Origin of the sequence: Streptomyces sp. TN58 (assembly GCF_001941845.1) — a bacterium.
Classification (GTDB): Bacteria; Actinomycetota; Actinomycetes; order Streptomycetales; family Streptomycetaceae; genus Streptomyces.
On record NZ_CP018870.1, the window covers coordinates 3,262,420 to 3,277,825 of the forward strand.

At 73.4% G+C, this 15,406-nt stretch carries 11 protein-coding genes; 4 read left to right on the forward strand and 7 right to left on the reverse strand.

The features are described from left to right. Positions 1–180 precede the first annotated feature (180 nt). Positions 181–639 (forward strand): GNAT family N-acetyltransferase, encoded by a 459-nt coding sequence (locus tag BSL84_RS14680; protein ID WP_075970507.1) that lies wholly within the window; start codon positions 181–183, stop codon positions 637–639. 949 nt (positions 640–1,588) lie between these two features. Here BSL84_RS14680 and BSL84_RS14690 read toward each other — a convergent pair. From BSL84_RS14690 to BSL84_RS14700, 3 genes are read right to left on the reverse strand one after another with little or no spacing between them, the layout of a single operon-like run. After that, complete coding sequence (locus BSL84_RS14690) at positions 1,589–1,945, reverse strand: iron chaperone (RefSeq protein WP_075970508.1); 357 nt, start codon at positions 1,943–1,945, stop codon at positions 1,589–1,591. Beyond that, positions 1,945–2,880, reverse strand: a complete 936-nt coding sequence (locus BSL84_RS14695) for an EamA family transporter (protein WP_030031385.1) — start codon at positions 2,878–2,880, stop codon at positions 1,945–1,947. The genes BSL84_RS14690 and BSL84_RS14695 overlap by 1 nt, the downstream gene beginning before the upstream one ends. Positions 2,881–2,937: 57 nt before the next feature. Further along, a complete protein-coding gene (locus BSL84_RS14700) occupies positions 2,938–5,913 on the reverse strand; it encodes an FAD-binding and (Fe-S)-binding domain-containing protein (protein ID WP_079273201.1) in 2,976 nt (991 codons plus the stop codon). Between BSL84_RS14700 and serC the strand changes: the two genes are divergently transcribed. Together serC and BSL84_RS14710 are read left to right on the forward strand one after the other, a co-directional pair. Then, positions 5,885–7,003, forward strand: a complete 1,119-nt coding sequence (gene serC, locus BSL84_RS14705) for a phosphoserine transaminase (protein ID WP_030031636.1) — start codon at positions 5,885–5,887, stop codon at positions 7,001–7,003. The two genes, BSL84_RS14700 and serC, sit on opposite strands and share 29 nt — an antisense overlap. Positions 7,004–7,297: 294 nt before the next feature. Beyond that, positions 7,298–10,426: a sacsin N-terminal ATP-binding-like domain-containing protein gene (locus tag BSL84_RS14710; RefSeq protein WP_075970509.1), complete on the forward strand. Its 3,129-nt coding sequence runs from the start codon at positions 7,298–7,300 to the stop codon at positions 10,424–10,426. Positions 10,427–10,613: 187 nt separating this feature from the next. Here BSL84_RS14710 and BSL84_RS14715 read toward each other — a convergent pair whose 3' ends face one another. Together BSL84_RS14715 and BSL84_RS14720 are read right to left on the reverse strand one after the other, a co-directional pair. Then, positions 10,614–11,396, reverse strand: a complete 783-nt coding sequence (locus tag BSL84_RS14715; RefSeq protein ID WP_045324401.1) for an SGNH/GDSL hydrolase family protein — start codon at positions 11,394–11,396, stop codon at positions 10,614–10,616. Then, the gene (locus BSL84_RS14720; RefSeq protein ID WP_030027190.1) at positions 11,383–11,952 is read right to left on the reverse strand and encodes a PadR family transcriptional regulator; all 570 of its coding nucleotides are present in this window, start codon (positions 11,950–11,952) and stop codon (positions 11,383–11,385) included. Before BSL84_RS14720 ends, BSL84_RS14715 begins: the two co-directional genes overlap by 14 nt. A gap of 96 nt (positions 11,953–12,048) precedes the next feature. Between BSL84_RS14720 and BSL84_RS14725 the strand changes: the two genes are divergently transcribed. Next, complete coding sequence (locus BSL84_RS14725; RefSeq protein ID WP_045324403.1) at positions 12,049–12,465, forward strand: nuclear transport factor 2 family protein; 417 nt, start codon at positions 12,049–12,051, stop codon at positions 12,463–12,465. A gap of 26 nt (positions 12,466–12,491) precedes the next feature. Here the strand turns inward: BSL84_RS14725 and BSL84_RS14730 are convergent, their stop codons facing one another. Both BSL84_RS14730 and BSL84_RS14735 read right to left on the reverse strand, forming a co-directional pair. Continuing rightward, positions 12,492–14,957, reverse strand: a complete 2,466-nt coding sequence (locus tag BSL84_RS14730; protein ID WP_045324345.1) for a cation-translocating P-type ATPase — start codon at positions 14,955–14,957, stop codon at positions 12,492–12,494. 149 nt (positions 14,958–15,106) lie between these two features. Further along, positions 15,107–15,391: a hypothetical protein gene (locus BSL84_RS14735; protein ID WP_030027186.1), complete on the reverse strand. Its 285-nt coding sequence runs from the start codon at positions 15,389–15,391 to the stop codon at positions 15,107–15,109. Positions 15,392–15,406 lie beyond the last annotated feature (15 nt).

Sequence of the window (15,406 nt, forward strand, 5' to 3'; positions counted from 1 at the left end):
CGCTACGCGCTTCTCCATCACGCGTCCGCGAGCCTCTTGGGCTAGGCATAGGCCGCCCCAGATCGCTACGCGCTTCTCCATCACGCGTCCGCGAGTCTCTGTGGTCGGGCATAGGCCGCGGAAGACCTGCTGCGCTTCTCGACGGCGGCGTCTGCGACCGGTGGTTCTAGGCTCGGCGCCATGAAGATCAATGTGCGACCGGCTGTCGGATCGGACCTCTCATCCCTGCTGGAGCTCTACGGCGAGCTGAATCCCGACGATGCGCCGCTACCTCAAGAGAGGGCCGACGCCATATGGGCGGCCATCTCCAACCAGCAGGGACGAACCGTGCTCGTGGCCGATACCGACGGCGCCGTGGCCGGCACCGCAGACTGCCTGGTCCTTCCGAACCTCACCCGTGGCGGTCGTGCCGTCCTCTTCGTGGAGAACGTCGTTGTCGCCGAGGCCTTCCAGCGGCGGGGCGTCGGTCGCCACCTGATGGATGCTGTCGTACAGGTCGGCGAGGCGGCAGGCTGCTACAAGGTGCAGTTGCTGGCAGCCGATGACGAATACGTCCACCGCTTCTACGAGTCGTGCGGCTTCCTGGCGCGTGCGGAAGGGTTCCGTCGCTACATCGAGCGACCTGACTCGACGGCCTGACCCCATCCGGGAGAGCAGAAGCTTCAGATGACCGCTGGAGCGATGCCAATCCATGTCTGGGCGGGCGGACGCCCCGAGGACTCTGCAACTTGCCCTGTTTGCACCACTATAGGCATGCAGGTGAGATCGCAGACAGGCCCAGACAGGGGTTGAGTTCGGCTGAGCCGAGTGATCAGCCTCCCGCCCCTTCAATGCGCCCCTCTGTCGTCAGGCACGAGGGCCGGCCGCCGTCAACGAGGAGCACAGAAGCCTTTCTGCGGCCCATGACCCCGGACGGATCGCAGACGCGTGATCGAGGAACGCGTAACGAACGATGGCGGCCTATGTTCAGCCCACGGGGCTCGCGGACGCGTGATGGAGAAGCGCGTAGCGATCTGGGGCGGCCTATGCCCAGCCACAGGGGCTGGCAGACGCCGTCAGGCAGAAGCGCGTAGCGATCGATGGCGGGCCTATGTCCAGCCCAAGAGACGGGGGGACGCCGTCGGGCAGGAGCGCGTAGCGATCTGGGGCGCTCCTGGATCCGGGCGCGCGGCGCCGACCTCCCCGAGGGATGTCTCGATGGCCGGCCCGTTCCTCTGGGGGCTTCCCGGCAGTCTTTCGGATTTCCGTGGCGGGACGGTCGGTCAAGGGGGGCCGAAGGCCCTCACGAAGTGACGCGACCAACGGGAGCGCCCTTGACGGGCCGGCCCGACGCGGAGAGACGATGGGACTGACGGGAAACCCCCAGAACCTCACCGACACCACCCGGGGTGGCTCCCGCTCCCCGAAGCCACCCCCACCCCACCCCGAACCCGTACCGGCAGATCCGCCCCCCGAAGCCACCCCCGCGCCTCCTGACCCCGCCCCTGCGGGACCCCGCCCCCGAAGCCGCCTCCGCGCCTCTCGAAGCCCCGCCCCGCCCCCGGCAGGGCCCCCTCCCCGGAGGGGGGGTCCTGCCCCGGAGCTCCCGTCAGCAGACCCGGCCCGGGCCCGCCTGGGCCGTCGCGCGTAGGAGGTCGCGCAGGAGGTCGAAGTCGACCTTGGCGGGGTTGCGGAAGCGGAGGCAGGACTTGCCCATGTCGTGGCCTGCCAGGCGGTCCGCCAAGGCGTCCCGGATGTCCGTGCGCATCAGGTAGAAGGAGATGTACTGCTTCTGGTTCGCCCAGGCGATCTCCGCCTCCGTCCCGCCGGGACGGACGTAGACCGGCATCCCGTAGGCGATGCCCTCCTCGAAGCCGGGCAGTTCCGCCACGCACAGTTCGCGCAGGCGGGCGAGGGCGGGGCGCCGGTCCTCGGGGGCGGCTTCCAGATAGGCGGTGACGTCCATCAGGCGGGCTGCTTTCCGATCTGGGAGCGGACCGCGCCCATGCTGGCCGCGATCACGAGGGCGATGGCCACGGCGTCCAGCGCCGACAGGGCCTGACTCAGGACGAGGAAGCCGGCGGTGGCGGCGATGGCCGGCTCCAGGCTCATCAGGATGGCGAAGGTCGGGGCGGGCATCCGCCGCAGTGCGAGCAGTTCGAGGGTGTAGGGCAGTACGGAGGACAGTACGGCCACGCCGACGCCCAGCGCGATGGTGCTGGGGACGAGCAGGTCCGAGCCGGCTTCGAGGACGCCCAGCGGCAGCGAGAGGACTGCGGCGGCCGCCATCGCCAGGGCCAGGCCGTCGGCCTGCGGGAAGCGGCGGCCGGTGCGCGCGCTGAAGACGATGTACGCCGCCCACATCGCGCCCGCGCCGAGGGCGTAGGCGGCGCCCAGCGGGTCGAGGGAGCCGAAGCCGAGGCCGCCCCCGCCGTGCCCGGACAGCAGGGCCACGCCGGCGAGGGCGAGGCCGGCCCAGAGGAAGTTCACCAGCCGCCGTGAGACGACGACGGAGAGGGCGAGCGGCCCGAGGACCTCCAGGGTGACCGCCGGGCCGAGCGGAATCCGGTCGATGGCCTGGTAGAAGAGGCCGTTCATGCCGGCCATCGCCACGCCGAACGCGACGACCGTGCCCCAGTCGGAGCGCGTGTACCCGCGCACCTTCGGCCTGCACAGGAGCAGCAGCACGATCGCGGCCGCCGCGAGGCGCAGGGTGACCACGCCCGCCGCGCCCGCCCTGGGCATGATCATGACCGCGAGGGCGGCTCCGAACTGGACCGAGACGCCTGCCGAGATCACCAGTGCGACCGGTCCGAAGCGGGACCGGGCCCCCTCGGTGGAGGGGGTGGTGGAGGGTGCGGCGGCGGGGCTGGTCGTCGGGGACGCGGTAGGTGCGGGCATGCGTCCACCCTAAGCCCCGGTAAGGAGTGTTGCTGCTTCTGTTGCCTTACATCTTCGCTACGGCTGTGTGTCCGTTGCGCCCTCGCCGGCCGGGGCCGTCAGTCCGTCCGCGAGGAGTTCCACCAGGTGACGGGCCCGGACGCCGGCCAGCTGGGCGATCTGGGTCCGGCAGGAGAACCCGTCGGCCTGGACCAGCGCGCCGGGCGGGGCCGCGCGCAGGGACGGCAGAAGCTGTTCCTCGGCGCAGGCGACCGACACCTCGTGGTGGCCGGGCTCGAAGCCGAAGTTCCCGGCGAGGCCGCAGCAGCCTCCGGCCGGCTCCCCGACGAGTCCGGCGCGTTCACGCAGCCGGCGGTCCGCCGCGTCACCGAGGACGGCGTGCTGGTGGCAGTGGGTCTGGCCGACGAGCGCGCGGTCGAGGCGGGGCGGCCGCCAGTCCGGGGCGTACTCCTCCAGGGTCTCGGCGACGGTGCGTACGGCGGCGGCCAGGCGGGCCGCGCGCGGGTCGTCGGGGAGCAGGGCGGGCAGGTCGGCGCGCAGGGCCGCTGCGCAGCTCGGTTCGAGGACGGTGACGGGACCGGGGACCTCGCCGGGGGCGCCCAAGGCACCCGTGGTGTCCAGAGTGTCCAGGGTCCGGCGCAGGACCTTGCGGGCGCGGTCGAGGCGGCCGGTGGAGAGGTAGGTGAGGCCGCAGCAGAGCCGGCCGCGGGTGCGGGGGACGTACACGGCCAGGCCGGCCGCCCGGAGCACGCGGAGCGCGGCGTGGCCGACCTCGGGGCTGAGGTGTTCCGTGAACGTGTCGGGCCACAGGGTCACGGCGACCGCACCCACCGGGCCGCCCCCCGGCCCCTGCACCGCCGCCGCGTCCCTCGTGAACGGGCGCTTCGCCAGCGCCGGCAGGGGGCGTTCCCGGGCCAGGCCCGGCATCGGGAAGGGCAGGAGGCGGGCGGCGGTGTTGACGGCGCCCGCCGCCCGCAGGCGGGCGATCAGGCGCAGCCATCCCGGCAGGCCGCCCAGCGTGTAGTGGGCGAGGGGCCGGATCCGCCCGGCCCAGTGGTGGTGCAGGAACTCCGACTTGTACGAGGCCATGTCCACGCCGACCGGGCAGTCGCTGAGGCAGCCCTTGCACCCCAGGCACAGGTCCAGCGCCTCGGCGACCTCCGGGGAGCGCCAGCCGTCGGTGACGACGTCCCCGGCGAGCATCTCGTGCAGGAGGCGGGCCCGGCCGCGCGTGGAGTGCTGTTCCTCGCCGGTGACCCGGTAGGACGGGCACATCACGCCCGCGCCGGTGGAGCCGCCCGCGCCGCCCGGCCCGCCCGTACGGCACTTCGCGACGCCGACGCACCGTGCGACCTCGCCCGCGAAGGGGGTGGCCGGGAGGACCGCGAAGCGCAGGTTCTCGTCCAGCCGGGCCGGCCTGACCAGCATCCCGGGGTTCATGCCGCCCGCCGGGTCCCACGTGTCCTTGTACGCCCCGAAGAGCCGGAGCACGTCCTCGCCGTACATCTTGGGCAGGAGTTCTGCGCGCGCCTGCCCGTCGCCGTGTTCGCCCGAGAGGGATCCGCCGTGGGCGACGACCAGCTCGGCCAGTTCCTCCGAGAAGGTGCGGTAGCGGGCCACTCCGGCGGCCGAGGCCAGGTCGAAGTCGATGCGTACGTGTACGCAGCCCTCGCCGAAGTGCCCGTACGGGGTGCCGCGCAGGCCGTGGGCGGCCAGCAGGGCCCGGAAGTCCCGCAGGTACGCGCCCAGCCGGGCCGGCGGGACCGCGCAGTCCTCCCAGCCGGGCCAGGCCATCCGCCCGTCGGGCGTCCTGGTCGCGGTGCCCGCGGCGTCCTCGCGGATCCGCCACAGCGCCCGCTGCCGTGCCGGGTCCGTGACGACCAGCGCGTCCAGCGCGTCCGCGCCGCGTACGACGGCCCGCGCGCCGCCCTCGTCGGGCATCTCGACGAACAGCCAGGCCCGCCCGTCCGGCAGCCCGACGGCCCCGCCGCCGGTGCTCCTGCCCCTGCCCGCCCCCGCGCCGCCGGTGCCCGCCGGGCCGCCGAGCAGGTCCTCGGCCATGCCCTCGACGGTCAGCGGCCCGTACGCGAGGAGCCCCGCGGCCGCGTCCGCCGCCGCGCTCTCGTCGGCGTACCCGAGGACGGCCAGGGCGGGCGCGGGCGGCAGTTCCACGAGGCGCACCACGGCCTCGGTCACCACCCCGAGGGTGCCTTCGCTGCCGCAGAAGGCGTGCGCGAGCCGCACCCCGCGTTCGGGCAGGAGCGCGTCGAGTCCGCCGTAGCCGGAGATCCGGCGGGAGAAGCCGGGCGGCATGCCGGTGCGCAGCAGCCCGAGGTGCCCGGTGACCAGTTCCCGCAGGCCGTCGGGGGCGCCCGCCCAGCCGGTGCCGATGCGGTGGGAGCCGCCCCCGTACGCCGTCACGGCGAGCTCGGTGACGTTGTCGGCGGTGGTCCCCCAGGCCACGGAGTGGGCGCCGCAGGCGTTGTTGCCGATCATGCCGCCGAGGGTGCAGCGGGAGTGGGTGGAGGGGTCGGGTCCGAAGGTGAGCCCGTGGGGGCGTACGGCGTCCCGGAGGCGGTCGAGGACCAGGCCGGGCTGGACGACGGCGGTGCGGGCGGCCGGGTCGACGGACAGCAGGGCGTTCATGTGCCGGGTGAGGTCGAGGACGACGCCCGTGCCGGTGGCCTGCCCGGCGATGGAGGTGCCACCGCCCCGGGGGACGACGGGGACGCCCGCGTCGGCGCACACGCGCAGGGCGGCCTCGACGTCGTCGGCGTCGCGCGGGGCGACGACGCCGAGGGGGACGCGGCGGTAGTTGGAGGCGTCCATCGTCACGAGGGCGCGTGCCGCGGCGCCGAAATCCACCTCCCCGCGCAGCTGCGCCCGCAATGTCCGCTCGACTTCACCGGGTGTCGTCACGCCGCCCAGCCTGCCACCGCCGCGCCGCGTCTCATCGGGTGGACGCGCGTCCGGAGCGCGGACCGGGACCCGATACGCTCCGCTCGTGGCTGAGATCCAGATTCCCGCTGACATCAAGCCCGCCGACGGACGCTTCGGCGCGGGCCCCTCCAAGGTGCGGACCGAGGCGCTGGACGCCCTCGCCGCCACCGGTACCTCCCTGCTCGGAACCTCACACCGCCAGGCCCCGGTCAAGAACCTGGTCGGCTCGGTGCGCCAGGGCCTCCGGGACCTCTTCTCGCTCCCCGAGGGCTACGAGGTGATCCTGGGCAACGGCGGCTCCACCGCCTTCTGGGACATCGCGACCGCCGGTCTGATCGAGCGGAAGTCCCAGCACCTGACCTTCGGCGAGTTCTCCTCGAAGTTCGCCAAGGCCGCGAAGCTCGCGCCCTGGCTGGACGAGCCGTCCGTGATCTCCTCCGAGCCGGGCACGCACCCGGAGCCGGTGGCCGAGGCGGGCGTGGACGTGTACGCGTACACGCACAACGAGACCTCGACGGGTGTCGCGGCTCCGGTCAGGCGCGTCGCGGGCGCGGACGCCGGGTCCCTCGTTCTGGTGGACGCGACCTCGGGCGCCGGCGGCCTGCCGGTGGACATCACCGAGACGGACGTCTACTACTTCGCGCCGCAGAAGTCCTTCGCCTCCGACGGCGGCCTGTGGCTGGCGGCGTTCTCCCCGGCGGCCCTGGAGCGCGCGGCCCGCGTGCACGCGTCGGGCCGGCACATCCCGGAGTTCTTCTCACTGCCGACGGCGATCGACAACTCGCTGAAGAACCAGACCTACAACACCCCGGCGCTGGCCACCCTCTTCCTGCTGGACCAGCAGCTGGAGTGGATGAACAGCCAGGGCGGCCTGGAGTTCACCACGGGCCGTACGGCGGCCAGCGCGCGCAACCTGTACGGCTGGGCGGAGGCCTCCAAGTACGCGACGCCGTTCGTCGCGGACGCCGACAAGCGCTCCGCCGTGATCGGCACGATCGACTTCTCGGACGACATCGACGCGGCGGCCGTGGCGAAGGTGCTGCGGGCCAACGGGATCGTGGACACGGAGCCGTACCGCAAGCTGGGCCGCAACCAGCTGCGCGTCGCGATGTTCCCGTCGATCGACCCGGCGGACGTACAGGCGCTGACGGCCTGCATCGACCACGTGATCGAGAAGCTGTAGCCGTCCTCCGCCCGACCTCTGCCGAGCCGCTTGCAGAACCTCCTGCGGAGCTTTTGTGCAGAGCGCCTGTGCAGAGCGCCTGTGCAGAGTCCCTTTCCGAAGCCCCCGGCGACTCGTCGTCACCGGGGGCTTCGGCCTTCGCGCGTACGGATTCCGCTCCGCGGGCCGTTGCGCGGGAGCCGCCGGCGGCACACCGGGATCGGTGCCGTCGTGTTCGCACACCTCACGGGTGGGGCCCGGCCCGGCACGCGATACCTTCAGGAGTTGCGTTGGGCGATTCTTGGAGGCAGCGGCGTGAGCGTGCGAGTGACGGCGGCCCAGAGCGGCGTGGACCCCTTCGGCACGGCCCGGCTGCGGCGCGGCGTGCTCGATGCCTGGGGTGCCGGACCGGCCCGGTTCCGCGAGGACGCCAACGCCGAGGAGGACCTTGCCCTCGGCGGCTACCGGGACCGGCTCGTCGTCGAGCTGGCCCAGAACGCCGCCGACGCCGCGGCCCGCGCCAAGGTGCCCGGCCGGCTGCGGCTCACCCTCCACGAGGGCGAAGACGGCCCCGCACTGCTGGCCGTCGCCAACACCGGCGCCCCGCTGGACGCGACGGGCGTGGAGTCCCTGAGCACCCTGCGGGCCTCAGCCAAGCGGGAGCCCGCCGCGGAGAGCGTCGGCCGGTTCGGCGTCGGCTTCGCCGCCGTCCTCGCCGTCTGCGACGAACCCGCGGTGCTCGGCCGCCACGGCGGCGTCCGCTGGTCCCTCGCCGAGGCCCGCGAGCTGGCCCGCGAGGCCGCCGTGGGCAGCCCCGGCCTCGGCGACGAACTGCGCCGCCGCGACGGGCACGTGCCGCTGCTCCGGCTGCCCCTGCCCGCCGAGGGCACCGCGCCCGAGGGCTACGACACCGTCGTGGTCCTCCCACTGCGTGACGCCGCCGCCGAGGACCTCGTGGAGCGGCTGCTCGCCGGCATCGACGACGCCCTCCTGCTGACCCTGCCCGGGCTGTGCGAGGTCGTCGTGGAGACCCCCGCCGGCTCGCGCACGCTGGCCCGCCGCGACGAGGGCGCGTACACCGTCGTCGAGGACACCGCCGGCTCCGCCACGCACGCCACCCGCTGGCGCACCGTCCGCCACGGCGGTGCCATCGAGCGGGCGCTGCTCGCCGACCGGCCCGTGGAGGAACGGCTGCGGCCCTCCTGGACGGTGTCGTGGGCGGTGCCCGTCGACGCCGACGGCGCCCCGCTGCGCCCGACGACCGCGCCCGTGGTGCACGCGCCGACGCCGACCGACGAGCCGCTGGGCATCCCGGCGCTGCTCATCGCGACGCTGCCGCTGGACACCAGCCGCCGCCATCCCGCGCCGGGGCCGCTGACCGACTTCCTGGTGGAGCGCGCGGCCGACGCGTACGCCGAACTCCTCGGCTCCTGGGACCCGGTGAGCACCGGGCTGGTGGACCTGGTCCCCGGCCCGCTCGGCAAGGGCGAGCTGGACGGGGCGCTGCGCGCCGCCGTGCTGCGGCGGCTGCCGCGTACGGCGTTCCTCGCGCCGGCCGCGCCGCCCGAGCACGCGGAGGAGCGCAGCGCCCTGCGCCCCTTCGAGGCGGAGGTGGTGGAGGGCGCGGGCGCCGACACCGTACGGGTCCTGGCGGAGGTCCTGCCGACGCTGCTGCCGGCGGGCCTGGAGCGGCGCGCCGAGCTGCGCACCCTGGGTGTGGGCCGGCTGCCGCTGGGCGACGCCATCGAGCGGATCGCGGGCATCGAGCGGACGCCCGAGTGGTGGTACCGGCTCTACGACAGCCTCGCCGGGGTGGACCCGGACCGGCTGTCGGGGCTGCCCGTGCCGCTGGCCGACGGTCGTACGACCATCGGGCCGCGCCATGTCCTGCTGCCGTACGCGGACACGCCCGCGGACCTGGCCCGGCTGGGGCTGAAGGTCGCCCACCCGGAGGCGGCGCACCCGCTGCTGGAGAAGCTCGGCTCGCTCCCGGCGACGGCGCGCGCGGTTCTGACGACCCCGCAGGTGCGGGCGGCGGTGGCGGCGTCGCTGGACGCCGGGGAGATCTGGGACGAGGACGCCGACACCTTGGACGCGGACGAGCTGGCCGAGGTGGTCCTCGGGCTGGTCCGTGACGCGGAGCTGGCGCCCGGGGACGAGCCGTGGCTGGGGGCGCTGGCACTGCCCGACGAGGACGGAGAGCTGACCCCTGCGGGCGAACTGCTGCTGCCGGGCTCGCCGTTGGCGTCCGTGATCCGCGAGGACGAGGTCCCGTACGTGGATGCCGAGCTGGCGGAGCGGTGGGGCGAGGGGCCGCTGACGGCGTGCGGGGTGCTGGCGTCCTTCCAGCTGGTGCGCGCGACCGACGTGGTCCTGGATCCGGACGAACTGGAGCCTCGGGAGGGCGACTTCGCGGAGCCGGACGACGCGGGGCTGCTGGACGCGGTGGACGTGTGGTGCGAGGACGTACTGGACCAGCTGCCGGACCTGCCCGTTCCGCCGGTGGCGACGGAGCTGGTCGCCGTACGCGACCTGGACCTCGTCGACGACGACTGCTGGCCGCAGGCCCTGGCCATGCTGGCGCAGCCGCCGCTGCGGGACGCGCTGACCCAGCCGGTGCGGATCCTGCTGCCGGACGGCACGACGCAGTCGGTGCGTCCGTACACGGCGTGGTGGCTGCGCGACCACCCGGTGCTGGACGGCCGCCGGCCTGCGGGGCTGCGGGCGGCGGGCGGCGACCCGCTGCTGGAGGGCCTGTACACCTCGGCGGACGCGACCGGTTTCGAGGACGAGCAGGTGCTGCGGGCGCTGGGGGTACGGACGTCCGTGGCGGCCCTGCTGGACGAGCCGGGGGGCGCGGCGGAGCTGCTGGGCCGGCTCGCGGACCCGGACCGTGAGGTGACGGACCGGCAGCTGCACGGCCTGTACGGGGCGCTGGCCGATCTGGATCCGGAGCAGGTGACGCTGCCGGACGAGCTGCGGGCGGTGGTGGACGGCGAGGTGCGGGTGGTGGACGCGGCGGACGCGGTGATCGCGGACGCCCCGGACCTGTTGCCGCTGGCGGCGGGCCTGCCGCTGCTGCCGGTGTCCCCGTCGCGGGCGGCCGACCTGGCGGAGCTGCTGCAGGTGCGCCGGCTGTCGGACGAGGTCCCGGCGGAGGTGACCACGCCGGGCGAGGAGCACGAGGTCCCGGAGTCGGTGCGGATCCTGCTGGGTCCGGCGACGCCGGCGACGTACGTGGAGCACGAGGAGCTGGTGGCGGGCGGCACCGAGCTGGACTGGCGGCGCACGCCCGACGGCACCCTCCACGCGTCCACCCTGGAGGGTGTGGCGGCGGGCCTGGCCTGGTCGGCGGGCCAGTGGCCGCGCCGCTTCGAGGTGGCTGCCCTGCTGGAGGACCCGTCGCGCACGGCGGAACTGGCCCGGGACCGCTGGTTCGACTAGGGCGTGTTGCGAAAGTCTCGTCTGGCTCGCGGCGCCTGGCACGGCACCTCGCCGCGTTGTCGGGATCGCCCGCGTACGACCGGTACGCGGGCGACCCTCCGCCTTGCGAGGCACCGCACCAGACACCGCGAGCACCGCCCTGCGGGCGGACGACGCCACTTTCGCAACCCGCCCCAGGGGTGTCCGTTTACGGGGTGGCCGCGAACGGCAGCAGGTCGGGGCGTTTGGCGGTGCGGCCGTCGCCGGAGGAGCGGCCGCGCAGGCGGCGGCCGAGCCAGGGGCCGAGGAACGCGGCGGCCCAGCGCAGTTCGGCCGCGACGGCCGCCCCCCGGGTGGGGGCGGTCCGCGGCGGCAGCGGGTGCGTCCAGGTGTCGTCGCTGCCGGGGAGGCCGACGGCGTGGGCGAGGGCGGCGGCGATGCGTTCGTGGCCGACGGAGCTGGCGTGCAGCCGGTCCGTGGTCCACATCCGCGGGTCCGCGACGGCCTGCGGCAGTGCGGTCTCGGCGACGTACACCCCGTGCCGGGCGGCCGCGGCGCGGACGAGGGCGTTGAGTTCGAGCAGGCGGGGGGCGAGGGGCCGGGCCACGGGCGCGATCCGGCCGATGTCGGGGAAGGTCACGGTCGCCACGTGCGTCCCGGCGGCCGTGAGCGCGGCGAACATCTCCTCCAGGTGCCCGGCGACCTCCGCCGCGTCGAACCGGGGCCGCAGTACGTCGTTGACGCCGGCGACGACGGTGGCGATGTCGGGGCGCAGGGCCAGTGCGGGTGCGAGCTGTTCGGCGCGGACCTGGCCGGCGAGGCGTCCCCGGACGGCGAGGTTGGCGTAGAGCAGGCCGGGGCGGGCGGCTTCCAGGTGTCCGGCGAAGCGGTCGGCGAAGCCGCGCAGGCCGGTGGTGTCGTCGCCGTCGCCGAGGCCTTCGGTCTGGCTGTCGCCGAGGGCGACGTAGCGCCGGTAGTCACTGCTCGGCACGGTGGGTCCGCCTTTCTCGCAGGACGGCCGCGCTACGGCGGCACCAGTCGCGGTGGCCCTCCTCGAAGGCGATGCCGCGCAGGCAGGTGAGATATCCGCCGATCGCGTCGCCGCGGAGCAGGAACTCCTTTTCGTCGAGGTCGCCGCGCATCTTGCGCAGCACCCGGCCGAGGAGGTCGATCTTGGCGTCCGCGGCGGCCGCGCGCTCTTCGAGCTGTGCGATCACGGGCGCGGTGCCGATCCGGTCGGCGGTCTGGACCTTGACGAGCAGGTCGTCGCGGATGACGGAGGGCTTGACGGCCGCCGCCGCGAACGCCTCCAGTTCGGCGCGGCCGGCGGCGGTGACCTGGAAGAGGCGTTTGTTGGGGCGGGCCTCCTGGACCACCTGTCGGCCCTCGACGAGGCCTTCCCTCTCCAGCCTGGCGAGCTCGGTGTAGAGCTGCTGGGGGGAGGCGTGCCAGAAGTTCGCGACGCCGATGTCGAACGACTTCGCCAGTTCGTAGCCGCTGAACTCGCCGTCCAGCAGCGCCGCCAGTACGGCATGTCGCAAGGCCATCGCGGCTGCCCCTTCCCTTTTCCTCGTACTCCCCCGCATGATACTCAAGAAAGCGACTAGTCAATTCCTTGAGTATCAGGAGGGGCCGTGGAGTCCGTGACGGAGACCGCCGAACGCTTCCGTGCCGCCGTGGAGAAGCGTGACCTGGCGGCGCTGGAGGACCTGTTCACCGAGGACATCAGGCTGTACAGCCCGGTGAAGTTCCGCCCCTTCGAGGGCAGGCCGATGGTGCTGGGCCTCTTCGGGGTCCTGCTGCGCGTCTTCGAGGACCTGCGCTACGTCGGCGGTTTCGACGGCGCGGCCGAGACCGGCGCGGACGGCACCGAGGCCCCCGCGTCGGTCCTGCCCTTCCGGGCCACGGTGGACGGCAAGGAGATCCACGGCATCGACATGCTGCACTTCGACGACGCCGGCCGGATCAAGGAGTTCACCGTGATGGTCCGCCCCCAGTCCGCGGTCCACACCCTGGGCCAGGCCGTACTGACCGGCCTCCAGTCGGACGGCCTGGCCTGAGCGCACCCCCACGAGGACCCGGCCGGTCAGGCCGGGAACTTGCGGTCCACCCAGCGGAAGGTGAACTCGATGAGGGTCGCGGCGGCCGCCGCGACCGCCACCGCGGTCCACGGCATCGTGGCTCCGACCAGCTTGAGCTGGAAGAAGTCCTGGAGCCACGGCACGATCAGGACGATCAGGAAGGCGCCGCCCATCGTGCCCACCAGGGCCACGCGCCACCACGTGTACGGGCGGGCGATGATCACCAGGACCCACATCGAGGTCAGGAACAGCGTCAGCGTCGCCGCGCTGGTCTCCGCCGGCAGGGCCTCCGCGCCCGTGTAGTGGTGGCGGGCGATCAGGTAGGTGGCGAAGGTGGCCGTCGCCGCGATCACGCCGCCGGGGATCGCGTACCGCATCACCCGCCTGACGAAGTGCGGCCTCGCGCGCTCCTTGTTCGGGGCCAGCGCCAGGAAGAACGCCGGGATGCCGATGGTGAGGGTGGACAGCAGCGTCAGGTGGCGCGGCAGGAACGGGTACTCGACCTGCGAGCACACCACCAGGATGGCCAGCAGCACCGAGTAGACCGTCTTCGTGAGGAAGAGGGTCGCCACGCGGGTGATGTTGCCGATGACCCGGCGGCCCTCGGCGACCACCGACGGCAGGGTGGAGAAGCTGTTGTTGAGCAGGACGATCTGCGCGACGGCGCGGGTGGCCTCCGAGCCCGAGCCCATCGAGACGCCGATGTCGGCGTCCTTGAGGGCGAGCACGTCGTTGACGCCGTCGCCGGTCATGGCGACGGTGTGGCCCCGGGACTGCAGGGCGCCGACCATGTCCCGCTTCTGCTGCGGGGTCACGCGCCCGAAGACGGAGTTGCCGTCCAGGACCTCGCCCATCTCGTTCCGCTCGGCGGGCAGCTTGCGGGCGTCCACGGTGTTCTGCGCGCCGGGCAGGCCCAGCTTGCCGGCGACGGCGCTGACCGAGACCGCGTTGTCGCCGGAGATGACCTTCGCCTTGACGTCCTGGTCCTCGAAGTAGCGCAGCGTGTCGGCGGCGTCGGGGCGCAACCGCTGCTCCAGGACGACCAGGGCGGTCGGACTGACGCCGATGGCGACGGCCTCGTCGTCGAGTTCGCGGGCGGAGCGGGCGAGGAGCAGGACGCGCAGGCCCTGTTCGTTGAGGTCGTTGATCTCGTCGAGGGCGGGGTCCCCGGCGGGCAGAAGTACGTCCGGGGCGCCGAGCAGCCAGGTGTTGTTCTCGCCGTCGCCCTCGCTGAAGCTGGCGCCGCTGTACTTGCGGGCGGAGGAGAAGGGCAGGGACTCGGTGCACCGCCACTCGGCGCTGTCGGGGTAGGCGTCGATGATCGCCTGGAGGCTGGCGTTGGGACGCGGGTCGGACTCGCCGAGCGCGCCCAGAACCTTCTCGACGTACGCCGGTTCCGCGCCGCCGAGCGGGCGGAGCTCGGTGACGTCCATACCGCCCTCGGTGAGCGTGCCAGTCTTGTCGAGGCAGACCACGTCGACGCGGGCGAGGCCCTCGATGGCGGGCAGCTCCTGTACGAGGCACTGCTTGCGGCCCAGGCGGATGACACCGATCGCGAAGGCCACGGAGGTGAGGAGGACGAGGCCCTCGGGGATCATCGGCACGATCCCGCCGACGGTGCGGGCGATGGCGTCGTCGAGGTTGTTCTCCTTGACGACGAGCTGGCTGACGATCAGGCCGAGGGAGGTCGGGATCATCATCCACGTGACGTACTTGAGGATGGTGGAGATTCCGGAGCGCAGCTCGGAGTGGACGAGGGTGAAGCGGGAGGCCTCTTCTGCCAGCTGGGCGGCGTAGGCCTCGCGGCCGACCTTGGTGGCGGTGAAGGCGCCGCCGCCGGCGCACACGAAGGAGCCGGACATGACCTGGTCGCCGGGCTTCTTCAGGACGGGGTCGGCCTCGCCGGTGAGCAGGGACTCGTCGATCTCCAGGCCGTCGGCCTCGCCGACGCAGCCGTCGACGACGACCTTGTCGCCGGGGCCGAGTTCGATGACGTCGCCGAGGACGATCTCGGAGGTGGAGATCTCGGCGGTGCGGCCGTCGCGGCGCACGCTGGGTTTGGCCTCGCCGATGACGGCGAGGCCGTCGAGGGTCTTCTTGGCGCGCAGTTCCTGGATGATGCCGATGCCGGTGTTCGCGATGATCACGAAGCCGAAGAGGCTGTCCTGGATCGGCGCGACGCAGAGCATGACCACCCACAGGACGCCGATGATCGCGTTGAAGCGGGTGAAGACGTTGCCGCGGATGATGTCGGTGGTGGAGCGTGAGGAGCGTACGGGTACGTCGTTGACGTCTCCGCGGGCCACCCGTTCGGCGACTTCGGCGGTGGTCAGCCCGCCGGGCTTGAACCGGGGCGCCGGCGGCCGCACGGGGTGCACGGGGTCGAGTTCCGCCCCGGCGTCGATGGCCGTGCCGGGCCCGCCGCCCGGCTCCCGCCCGTCATGGTGGTCGATCCTCGCCCGCTCCGTCATGGTTTCGACGGTAAGCGGGGTTCGAACGCTTCACCCGCCGAAAAGACCGAAGATACGACCTGGGGATGACCCGAATCGTCCGCTGGTCTCGGCCCGATAGGAGCGGCCCTGACCCGCCGGACAGCCAGACGAGACTTTCGCAACCCGCCCTAGCGGGCGCCCGGCTCCTGCCCGGCCTGGGCAGCGGCAGCCGCCGCGTGGCGTTGCAGTGCCGCCTCTCGGCCGCGGACGTACCAGATGCCGATCAGTCCGAGGAAGCCGCCGGCCGCGCAGGTCCACACCCACCACAGCTGGCCCCGGTCGGCGAACCAGCCGTAGAACGGCAGCTGGACCACGAAGAGGGCGAACCACAGGATCGTGCCGCCCGTGACCGTGGCGACGACGGGGCCCTCAAGGGGCTCGGGCGCCTCGTGCTTCGCAATCCATTTCGCCATGTCGCAAGTTTAAGC